Source organism: Emticicia agri (assembly GCF_004168285.1).
In the GTDB taxonomy this organism is placed as follows: Bacteria; Bacteroidota; Bacteroidia; order Cytophagales; family Spirosomataceae; genus Emticicia; species Emticicia agri.
Window position 1 is genome coordinate 1 of sequence record NZ_SEWF01000090.1, and the last position, 10,684, is coordinate 10,684.

A 10,684-nucleotide genomic window follows, 5' to 3' on the forward strand; every position below is an offset into this window, starting at 1 on the left:
TCAGTCTATCAAGCTCCCAATAGTATTATTGGTGAAGAGAACTTGCTTGTTCTTGAAGAGAAATGGCGTAAATTGTACCCTAAGGCGGTTGAGCCCTGGATTAATAATTGGGAAAGGTTATCTGTCTTTTTTCAATATTCCCCAGCCATTAGAAAAATTGTATATACAACCAATACCATTGAGGCATATCATAGGCAGATTCGTAAACTGACCAAGACTAAGGGTGCATTTACCTCTGATAATGCTTTGCTAAAATTGGCTTTTCTATCCATTATGAACATGGATAAACTCTGGAATAAGAAGGTTTTTAGCTGGAAAGAGATTTTATCAGAAATCAGTATTATTTTCGCTGATAGAATCGCTGATGAAGATTTCGAGTTATAAACTCTGGTTGAAAAAACCAGAATTTATAACTCGCTCTAATTACTCCTACATGACACAGTTTAGAAAATACTCCCGAAGTGCCAGTTCAGTCATCTAATCCAGAGTTTAACTGGAATGCTATTAATATGCTATCTGACAGTTAATTTTAGCACCCTTCTGTCAGATTAAGTCTTGTCTATTACAGTTTAAATTAATGATTTTTAATCTAACTTATTAATTAACATTTTTTGTTAAAATAAGCTGATTTTAATATTTTAAGTTAAAATTAATTAACCCAACCAAACTAATAAGTATAGTATATACTTTGTTTTGGTTGGGTTGGTTATTTCAGCTACCTCAAACATATCCTGCTCAAAATTTAAAATATAGGTATCTTTCCTATCTAGGGTTGTATAAATGCCCCACTCATCCTATAGAATCGCTGTACCCCCCGTATTTTGCTATGCTGTTTAAATCAACCTATCTATTATTTCATGTTCTCTGAATAATGGTGAGAAGGAAGTTTTTTTATTCAATGAGTATAATATAGCATTCTCTACTCGATTCTAACTATTTATCACTTTAAATTTTCACTATTATGGTAACTGTAACATCTTATCAAGAACGTACCTCTTTAGAAGGGAAGAACTATTTTGCTTTAGAATTACAATCAGATGATTTAGAATTTGTCATTTCTAAAGTGACAGGAAGACACTATGTAACTATCAGAAAGTGTTGGATATCCTCTACATTCAATGAAGCTATTTGTAAAATGATGATTGGTAAAACAATGCAAGGTAGTATAGCAAAAGTAGCATGTGAACCATACGAATTTACCGTTCCAGAAACAGGAGAGGTTATTACAAGGAATCATCGTTATGAGTATGCTCCTGTTGAAATACAAAATATGGAAAGAATAGTTAATCAGGAAGCTGTGTTTTCGTAATAGTACTTATCCGCTACAAAAGAGGAGTGTAGATGTAAAATCCATCTATACTCCTCTTCTTATTTTCTAACTCTATAACTCTTATAATCATGCAATTACAGCAAGCACAAAGAAAAAATGTAAAAATCAAACTTGGGTTACAAGGTAGTTCAGGTAGTGGAAAAACTTTCTCAGCATTGCTCATAGGATTCGGTATTACAAATGATTGGTCTAAAATAGCTGTCATAGATACAGAAAATCATTCTGCTGAATTATATTCTCATTTAGGTACATATAATGTACTGAATCTTATTTCTCCATTCTCACCAGAAAGATATATAGAAGCGATTGAAGTGTGTTTAAAAGCACAAATGGAAGTAATTATTATAGATTCTATTTCTCATGAATGGGATTACATAATTGAGCAGCATGGAGCATTAGGAGGAAATTCTTATACTAACTGGTCAAAATTTACTCCAAGACATCAGAAATTCATACAAGCAATCCTGCAAGCTAATGTACATATTATCTGTACACTGCGAGCTAAACAGGATTATGTACTCAATGAAAAGAATGGTAAACAAGTACCTGAAAAGGTAGGAATGAAAGCAATTCAAAAAGAGGGATTAGATTATGAATTAACTATTGTATTTGAAATAGATATAAAGCATAATGCTCTAGCTACTAAAGATAGAACTGGTTTATTTGAAAACAAACCTGAATTTAAAATTAACTCTGAAACAGGTCAAAGGATTCTGGAATGGTGTAGAGAAGGTATAGAGATAGAAATAGCTTCTATACCTATTTCTTCACTTATAGAACATATTAATGCTTGCAGTACAGTTGATGAATTACGTGAACTGTATATGAATTCTACCAGTGAAGAGCAAACTAATTTTCGTAATCAATTCAATACAAGGAAACAGCAACTACAAACTCCTGTTAATTTATCTCCTAACAATCAAACTTTTTCTTCTAATGGAACTTCAAATCGTTTCTAACCCTATGAATACTCATACAGATAGTTTTGTAGAGTCAACAGATATACCTTTCATCCAAGCAAATACAATACCTGTAAAGCTAAAAGAGATTGAGAATAATCACTTAATTCCTGTATATGTAAAGGATAACGAACCTGTTATTTCTCATCAGGATTTCATCAACTCAGCTTTAGAAGTAACACATCACGTATTTAAGCATGAAAAGATATTTCAACCCAACATTAGAGTTTCTCATCCAATCAAAGGTAGAACTCCAGAAGCAAAGGATAAACCAGCGAAAGATTTGCTAGAGCACGAAAAAACCATTTACTATGAAAGAATGATGTTTATTATAGAGATTCCAACTATAACAGATACAATCAATGGTAATCAGCTTTCTTTAACGATAGGAGGAGTAAAGAGCTACAATCTGGATAATCTCTATAGCAAAAAAGGAACAGATGAACAATTTAAAATATTCATCGGATTTCAGAATAAAGTATGTTGTAATCTCTGCGTATGGACTGATGGGTTCATAGGTAATCTAAGAGTAAAGAATACATCTCAGCTAATGAGTGGAATCTATGATTTAATACAGAAATATAATGTACAGCAGCAATTAATTGCTTTACAGAATTTACTTCATTACTCTTTAACAGAGCATGAATTTGCTACTTTGATTGGTAGAGCGAAATTGTATAATTATCTACCTATAAGTTTAAAGAAAGAAATACCCATTCTTGTAATTGGGGACACTCAAATTAATGCAATTGCACGAGATTATTACCAAGATGTATCTTTCTGTCGTAGAGATGATGGAAGTATTAGCTTGTGGAATGTGTATAATCTATTCACAGGAGTAAATAAACAATCTTACATTGATACTTTTCTTGATAGAGGAGTAAATGCTTATTCTTTCATTGAGAATTTAGCTCAATCAATAGAAAGTAAAGAAAGTAACTGGTTTTTATCTTAAATCTTAATAGGTTAGCTAGGAATAGCTAACCTATTTCATACTGTAAACTTATGGATAATAAATTTGAACCTAAAATAGTAATTGACCCATTTTCATTACTGGTAGTAAATGCAAGGGGAGAACTAAGAAGGATTTATTGTCCATTCTTAGTAAAATGTATTGTTCCAATAGATAATTTGGTAGTTAACCAGATTTATAGTGTTGATATGGTTAGAACGGAATTAAAAGAACATATATACTTTTCTCTCAAAGGGAAAAGTTATTTGCACCTAAGGTTTGAAATATTAATTAGCTAAATCCTTTTCTGATATAGAGAGAGCTTATTATAAAAGGAATACAATTTGAAATTAGATTTTTTTAATTTCTACTTACAACTTTTCTCCTTTACAACACTAAAAAAACAAAATTTAATCTTTCTTTTTTAAAAGTAAAAGTTATTCTGTAAAAATGATGATAGAAAGCCACTTTCTCATATTTATAAAATATTTACAGAAGCATATAAGGAATCGTAAATTTAAGTATTTTTTGACAACGTGTATATACTTTTGATTTTACCAATAGTGCTGCATAAGTAAAAGTACCATTTTATAAATATATATTGTTTAGTGTTTTAATATTTATTAAAATTGTGTTCTTAACCTTAACTAGCTATACTTTATTTCTTTGGATACCTCTGAGTTAATATATTTTGATTATAATGCGACTACTCCAATTGATGAAAGAGTATTGGAATCTATGATGCCTTTTTTTAAAGGCTATTTTGGCAATTCATCAAGTAATCATCACTTTGGTAAAAATATAAATAAAGCTGTTCAGAAAGCTCGTGAACAAGTATCTGACTTAATAAACGCAGAACCTAAAGAAATTATCTTTACCTCTGGAGCTACTGAAGCTATTAATCTTGCCATTAAGGGAGCAGTTATTGCTAATCAAGCAAAGGGTAGGCATATCATTACTTGTAAAACAGAACATAAAGCTGTTCTTGATACTTGTAAATACCTTGAAGAAATTGGTTTTGAGGTTTCCTATATTTCTGTTAAAAATGATGGAATAATCGACATTGATGAGTTCAAAAAAGAATTAAGACCTGATACTGTTTTAGTATCTATTATGTGGGTGAATAATGAGACAGGAGTTCTACAACCAATTGAAGAACTTATTGAAATTACTCATCAAAATAATTCTATATTCTTTACAGATGCTACACAGGCAGTAGGAAAAATCCCTATTGATGTTTATGATTTAGATATAGACTTACTTTGTTTTTCTGCTCATAAATTCTATGGTCCAAAAGGAATAGGTGGCCTATTTGTAAAAAAAGGAATAAAGGTTGAAACACAAACTCATGGAGGAGGGCATGAAATAGGTTTGAGAAGCGGGACAAGTAATGTTACAGCCATTATTGGGATGGGGAAAGCTTGTGAAATTGCTTTAGAAGAGATGGATAAGAATGCTATAAAAATTTTGAATTTAAGAAATGAATTAGAAACGCATTTGCTAAAAATTGAGGATTCATTTATTAACGGTAATAAAAATCAAAGACTTTATAATACACTTAATATATGTTTTCCTGACTTTGATGCCAATATTTTTATAGATAAATATAAGAATATTGCAGTTAGCAATGGGTCTGCTTGTACTTCAGCATTGGTTCAGCCTTCTCATGTTTTGTTGGCGATGGGATTGAATGAAGAAGAAGCGTTGGGGAGTTTGAGAATATCTATTGGAAAAGAAAATACTTATAATGAAATTAAAGCGATAAGTAAATTATTAATTAAATTACTACAATATGCTTAAAGATATTAATTGGTCAGAAGATAGAGCATATTTTACATTCGATGATAATGTACCAACACAGTTCTACATAGACTGCTTAAGCAATAGTAAAACTTTCGATTTATTATTAGGGTATTTTAGTTCTGCTGCTATTAATGTATTGTCACTAGGTTTTGCTACTTTCTTAAGTTCAGGAGGGACAATGAGAATTATAATTAACAATGTTCTCTCAGAAGAAGATAAAAATGCTATCAAGCGTGGGGAGGAGAAAAATATTAATAAGGATTTGATAGATTTATCAGATATAGAGAATTTAAAGCAGAGACTAAATGAGTATGGAGTCCATTTTTTTGAATGTCTATCATGGTTAATTGCTAACAATAAAATACAGATTAAAATTATAAGACCTAAATCTGGAAGAGGTATTTCACACTATAAAGATGGTATTTTTTCAGATGGTGAAAATTCTATTGGTTTTAATGGATCATGTAATTTTACAGCTTATGGATTATTGGAAAATTTGGAATCAATTCAATGCTTTTTATCATGGGAAAATGGGAGATCAAATAAAATGATCAATAGCCTTAAAAACAGAATAGATACTATTTTTTCAGAGAGTTCTTCTTACGTTGAATACTTAGATGTAAATGAGGTTATAATAGCTATTAAAAATGAGTTTGGGAATAAAAATATTAACGAGTTAATTATAAAAGAGAAAGAATTAATCAAGAAAAAAGCAGAATTACTAAATAATGTCAACCTTAATGCATCTATTAAGAAAGTAAATGAAAATCTTGAAATGCTAGAGCAACAACCAAGGTTCCCTTTTTCTGAAGGACCACGTCCATATCAAATAGAAGCCTATAAAAATTGGGTCAAAAATGACAGAAAAGGGTTATTCGCAATGGCTACTGGTACAGGAAAAACGATTACTGCTTTAAATTGCTTACTAGAAGAATTTAGAAAAAATAAGAATTATTATGCTATTATTCTTGTCCCATCTAAGGCATTGTTAGAACAATGGATAAATGAGGTTGAACAATTCAATTTTTCAAATTTAATTGTGATTGGGGGTGGATATGATGGAATGAAATATATACCAAATTATGTTTCAAACTTCAAAGCAGGTTTAAGAAAGAATGGTATAATTATTTCTACTTATGCAAGTTTTTCATCAGATAGATTTATAAGATATTTCAGTAAGATTCAAGACAATTTTATTTTAATCGCTGATGAAGCTCATAATATGGGAGCGAATCAAATCAAAGATATTATTTCAGTTTTGACAATTCCAAAAAGAATTGGACTAAGTGCTACTCCAAATAGGAAATATGACCCTGATGGAACCGATGCTATATGTGACTTTTTTAATGATCAACCACCATTTTGTTACAGTTTTGGGATGAGAAGGGCAATGAAAGAAGGAAGACTAACAGATTATTTTTACTACCCTAAGATTGTAAATTTAGAAGAAGATGAGAAGGAGGATTATATTGAATTATCAAATAAATTATTAAAATTTTTCGATTTTGAACAAGGCAAGTTCAAGGATTCTCCAATAGTAGAAAGTTTATTATTAAGAAGGAAAACGATCATCCATCAAGCTAGAAGGAAAATTTCAGCCTATAAGGGAATTTTAAAAGAGTTGGATAGAAAAGACAAACTGAGATATGTATTCACTTATGTACCTGTAGGTTCAAGTAGAGAAGAAGAAGTAAGTAGTGAGGATGATGCTAATAAGTTTGTATATCAATACTTGAGAGCAGCTCAAGAAGTAAAACCTAATTTACGGGCGAGTACTTACACCTCTGAAACAGAGGAACGAAACAATAAATTAAGGGGATTCTCAGAAGGTAAAATAGATATGCTGCTAGCAATGAAAATGCTAGATGAAGGGGTTGATATTCCTAGAACTGAAGTCGGAATTTTTGCTAGTAGTACAGGAAATCCTAGGGAATATATTCAAAGAAGAGGTAGACTACTTAGAAATCATGTAGATAAAAAATTTGCGTATATATATGATATGATTGTGGCTCCAGTTGCTAGCCATGACAATGAAAACCTTTACCGAATTGAGCGGAATATGGTTAAAAATGAATTGATAAGAGTAGCATATTTCGCAAGTCTTTCAATGAATTTTTATGATTCAAAAGATGCACTTCAAGATATTTGCGATAGATATGAATTAGATTTAGATATGATAATTAATACATTAGAAAATGATTGATAATTTGCTTAAAGAAATATTGAGAGATGCAGAGTTGTCCTCAAAATATAATATTAGTGAAGAGGTAATTAAGAAAGCTAAACTTGCACCTCCATATGAAAATAAAGTTATTGAGTATCTCGCTGTGATTATCAAATCAAAAATGGTTGAGATGCATGGTGATATTACTGTTTATAATAAGGTTAAAAATTTAATCAAGTGACTATGGCATCAATCATAAATCAAATATCATTTCAAAACTTTTTTAATTACTATGGACCGCTTGAGGATAATACTTATGAATTCTCCACAGGTGTGAACATAGTTGTAGCTGACAACGGTGGTGGAAAGTCAAAGTTTTTTAATGGTTTCCTGTGGATTTTTTATGATGAGATTCTTGATTCTGATACAAAGACAAGAAAAACCATTAAAAATCAGGCTGTTAAAGTTTGTTCAGACAAAGCAAAATATGAAGCAATTGTTAATGATTTAATTGATTGTAATGTTGCAATTGAGTTTAGCGATAATCGATTTAGATATCGTATTTGTAAAGGCTTTAGAATTAAAAAGTTAAAGTCAGATGCATCACTTATCGATGGCTCTGATTGGCAAGTGTTTTTTAAAGGTTTAGAAGTTTCAAAAAGGGATATTCAGCTTTTAGAATTTCACGAAGTTTATGATGAAGATGAACAAAGACGAATCCTTGATAAGCTAATCCAACCTAACCTAAGAGAATATTCCTTATTCCAAGGGGAAGAAATTGACAAGCTTATTGATTTTAATCAGGCTGATAGTTTAAATAGAGCTGTAAAGACTCTAACCGATATTAATAAATATGAAGAACTAGAAAAGATTACAAAATATGTAGCAGATAGAGCAGAAAAAGACCTCAATGAAAAAGTATCCTCAAATGATACAGCATCACAAAACTATATGATTAAACTAGGAGAGAAAGAAAAGAAAAAGACCTCTCTTACACATGAACTTGAGAAATTAAAATCATATGAACATTCATATACTGAAAATAAAGCAGAAGTTGATAGGCTTGAGACTTTAAATGAAAATGCTGAAGCTAGAAAGGATTTTGATGATAAGATTAAAGAGCAAAACAATAAATTCAAATCAATTAAAGAAGACTATGATCGACTTGTAGAAAAACTAAATGAACGATTTTTTGATGGAAATTTCGGTTGGATTGCAATGGGATGTGGAAAAGAAATTGTAAGCTTTAAAGAAAAGCTAAATAGATATAGAGAAGAAAGAATATTAAAGAAGGCTGCTATACTTAGTGAAGATAAACATAATCATATAAACCTTCTCCCTCCAGATTCACCAGATACTGTCACCTTACAAACTATGATTGAAAGAGAGCACTGCTATGTGTGTAATCGTGAAGCTAAAAAAGATACTGAAGAGTGGAAGCATATTGTAAGTTTATTGTACAGAAAAGAATCTGGTCAAAATAAATCAGTTCAAATTTTCAAAAATGATCTCAATGATTTTTTTGGTGATATTCAACTTGGTGCACAATCATATGTAGGGAGAATTGAAGGGATTGAAAATTCAATTCTTCGGACTAGGGAAAAAGAGCAAGATTTACTAGATCGTATTACGAAAGTAAAAGACAAAATTAAAAGCTTAAAAGATGAGCGATCACACTTGATAATAGGTGATGAAGATAATATGACTGATGCTCGACAAATAATGGCTCAGTACAGAGGTGCTTTATCTCGATTGCAAAAATCTGAAGATGATATTGTTAAGTCAAAAACTACTATTGAATCGCTAAATGACCTTATAAGGAAAGACGAATTTGAGCTAAGTAGAATGAGGCCACAGGATACTCCTAAGGAATATGAAATTCATTTAGATATTGCGTCTGATATAAGAAATGCTGCTCAGAGAACTAGGGTAAGAGTTTTTAACGATATGATTTTAAAACTAGAAAAAGAGGCAAATCAGCATTTTCAAAATCTCATCAAATATAATGAGTTAGCAGGAGGTATTTTGAAGTTTGATAAAAACCCAAGAGGCACAATCGACTTTAACTATGTAGATGAAGAGGGTAATGAGGTATCAGGGGCATCAGAGGGATTTCAACGAATGAAAGTATTAGCTGTACTCATGGCAATAATATCAGTAAATCCATACGGCTATTTATACCCTTTATTAGCAGATGCTCCTTTATCAGCATTTGGTCAAGGATTTATAAAAGGTTTTTTTGAAGAAACTGAGAAAGTATTCCCTCAAAGTATCATCCTCATTAAAGATCTATATGACATAGAGTCCGAAAATAAGCTTAATAAATTGGGCAATGAACTCTTAAATAATGATAGTGTAAGTACGATATACTTGAATCAAATTCCAGGCAATCTTAAACAAATTGAAGTCTATACTGAGCATAAAAAAATACCAAAATAATGACTAGTAGTGAATTTAGAGAAATGATCTTAAAAAAGACACCGAAGTACTCTGTGTCGGTGGAATATATATTTGAAAAATTAGCTAATAAGCAAGGTAAAGGTGAATTTTCTCAATTTGGTCCTTTATACGAATTGTATGTTTATGCTTTTTATTTAGGACTTAAAATAGGCAGTAGAATCGAATTAGCTTCTGGTAGTAACGCCAAAAAATTCGTTGAGATTGCTGGTTGGAAAAGTTCATCTCCTCTTATTGATTTCCTTTTATTGACTATATTTAGTCGATCTGATGAAATTGGTTTTGAGTGGAATGAACTTGAAGATATGGAAGAGAAGGAACTCGCGGAGGTTGTGCGTAAGATTATTACATTCATAGAAGAGTATGCCTATGGTGGCTTAGATTACCTCAAGAATAAATTTGACAATGGTGAATTGGATAATTCACAATATTTATTTGTAGATCTTTTATCCGATTTAGTTTAGAATAAATTTATGTTTGTAATGTTAATATATGTAAAGAACCTTATAAAGTATAAAATTAAATTGTAATAGACAAGACTTAATCTGACAGAAGGGTGCTAAAATTAACTGTCAGATAGCATATTAATAGCATTCCAGTTAAACTCTGGATTAGATGACTGAACTGGCACTTCAGTCATTTTTTTATTGTCTTCTAAGATGTTTATTTTAAAGACCTCTTCCAAGAGCTTGTCTTTAGCTAACTGTAAACTATCCATAAAAGTTTGCATTGGTGTTTTACCATAGCAATATTTACCAGTATGAGTTCTCTGAGTATTATAATGATTCAGCCACGAATCTAAGTCTTTTTGTAGTTCTGATAAAGAATGATACAGTTTTTTACGAAAGGCAACCGCATAAAATTCATCCTGAATAGTACGATGGAAACGCTCGCATATACCATTAGTTTGAGGACTTTTGGCCTTAGTTTTAGTATGGTCAATATCTTCTATAGCCAAATATAATTGATATTCGTGTTGCTCCCTATTACCACAATATTCTGTACCCCTATCAGTTAAA

11 protein-coding genes are annotated in these 10,684 nt (G+C 30.9%); 10 read left to right on the top strand and 1 reads right to left on the bottom strand.

The genetic code is table 11. The features are described from left to right. From EWM59_RS26690 to EWM59_RS26735, 10 genes are all read left to right on the top strand, one after another. A partial coding sequence (locus EWM59_RS26690) for a transposase (protein WP_130019702.1) occupies nucleotides 1-384 on the top strand: 384 nt, incomplete at its 5' end. Between the two features lie 577 nt (nucleotides 385-961). After that, entirely contained in the window at nucleotides 962-1,309 is a 348-nt protein-coding gene (locus EWM59_RS26695) for a hypothetical protein (RefSeq protein ID WP_130024268.1), read from the top strand. An 89-nt stretch (nucleotides 1,310-1,398) separates the two neighbouring features. Beyond that, complete coding sequence (locus EWM59_RS26700) at nucleotides 1,399-2,289, top strand: AAA family ATPase (protein WP_130024269.1); 891 nt, start codon at nucleotides 1,399-1,401, stop codon at nucleotides 2,287-2,289. Continuing rightward, entirely contained in the window at nucleotides 2,267-3,244 is a 978-nt protein-coding gene (locus EWM59_RS26705) for a DUF3871 family protein (RefSeq protein WP_130024270.1), read from the top strand. Before EWM59_RS26700 ends, EWM59_RS26705 begins: the two co-directional genes overlap by 23 nt. Nucleotides 3,245-3,294: 50 nt before the next feature. Further along, complete coding sequence (locus EWM59_RS26710; RefSeq protein ID WP_130024271.1) at nucleotides 3,295-3,540, top strand: hypothetical protein; 246 nt, start codon at nucleotides 3,295-3,297, stop codon at nucleotides 3,538-3,540. A 367-nt stretch (nucleotides 3,541-3,907) separates the two neighbouring features. Beyond that, nucleotides 3,908-5,041 (top strand): cysteine desulfurase family protein, encoded by a 1,134-nt coding sequence (locus tag EWM59_RS26715; RefSeq protein ID WP_130024272.1) that lies wholly within the window; start codon nucleotides 3,908-3,910, stop codon nucleotides 5,039-5,041. After that, nucleotides 5,034-7,247 carry a DEAD/DEAH box helicase family protein gene (locus EWM59_RS26720; RefSeq protein WP_130024273.1) on the top strand — a complete coding sequence of 738 codons (2,214 nt, stop codon included), beginning with the start codon at nucleotides 5,034-5,036 and terminating at the stop codon, nucleotides 7,245-7,247. Before EWM59_RS26715 ends, EWM59_RS26720 begins: the two co-directional genes overlap by 8 nt. Then, nucleotides 7,240-7,449, top strand: a complete 210-nt coding sequence (locus tag EWM59_RS26725) for a hypothetical protein (protein ID WP_130024274.1) — start codon at nucleotides 7,240-7,242, stop codon at nucleotides 7,447-7,449. Before EWM59_RS26720 ends, EWM59_RS26725 begins: the two co-directional genes overlap by 8 nt. Before the next feature lie 2 nt (nucleotides 7,450-7,451). Next, complete coding sequence (locus tag EWM59_RS26730) at nucleotides 7,452-9,647, top strand: ATP-binding protein (protein WP_130024275.1); 2,196 nt, start codon at nucleotides 7,452-7,454, stop codon at nucleotides 9,645-9,647. Next, complete coding sequence (locus EWM59_RS26735) at nucleotides 9,647-10,129, top strand: hypothetical protein (RefSeq protein ID WP_130024276.1); 483 nt, start codon at nucleotides 9,647-9,649, stop codon at nucleotides 10,127-10,129. The genes EWM59_RS26730 and EWM59_RS26735 overlap by 1 nt, the downstream gene beginning before the upstream one ends. A gap of 101 nt (nucleotides 10,130-10,230) precedes the next feature. Here the strand turns inward: EWM59_RS26735 and EWM59_RS26740 are convergent. Further along, the coding region (locus EWM59_RS26740) for an integrase core domain-containing protein (protein ID WP_229239419.1) at nucleotides 10,231-10,684 on the bottom strand (454 nt) is incomplete at its 5' end.

Excerpts from the sequence above, each read along its gene's own strand:
- EWM59_RS26695 (WP_130024268.1), top strand. The coding sequence starts at position 962 with ATGGTAACTGTAACATCTTATCAAGAACGTACCTCTTTAGAAGGGAAG.
- EWM59_RS26700 (WP_130024269.1), top strand. The coding sequence starts at position 1,399 with ATGCAATTACAGCAAGCACAAAGAAAAAATGTAAAAATCAAACTTGGG.
- EWM59_RS26705 (WP_130024270.1), top strand. The coding sequence starts at position 2,267 with ATGGAACTTCAAATCGTTTCTAACCCTATGAATACTCATACAGATAGT.
- EWM59_RS26710 (WP_130024271.1), top strand. The coding sequence starts at position 3,295 with ATGGATAATAAATTTGAACCTAAAATAGTAATTGACCCATTTTCATTA.
- EWM59_RS26720 (WP_130024273.1), top strand. The coding sequence starts at position 5,034 with ATGCTTAAAGATATTAATTGGTCAGAAGATAGAGCATATTTTACATTC.
- EWM59_RS26725 (WP_130024274.1), top strand. The coding sequence starts at position 7,240 with ATGATTGATAATTTGCTTAAAGAAATATTGAGAGATGCAGAGTTGTCC.
- EWM59_RS26730 (WP_130024275.1), top strand. The coding sequence starts at position 7,452 with ATGGCATCAATCATAAATCAAATATCATTTCAAAACTTTTTTAATTAC.
- EWM59_RS26735 (WP_130024276.1), top strand. The coding sequence starts at position 9,647 with ATGACTAGTAGTGAATTTAGAGAAATGATCTTAAAAAAGACACCGAAG.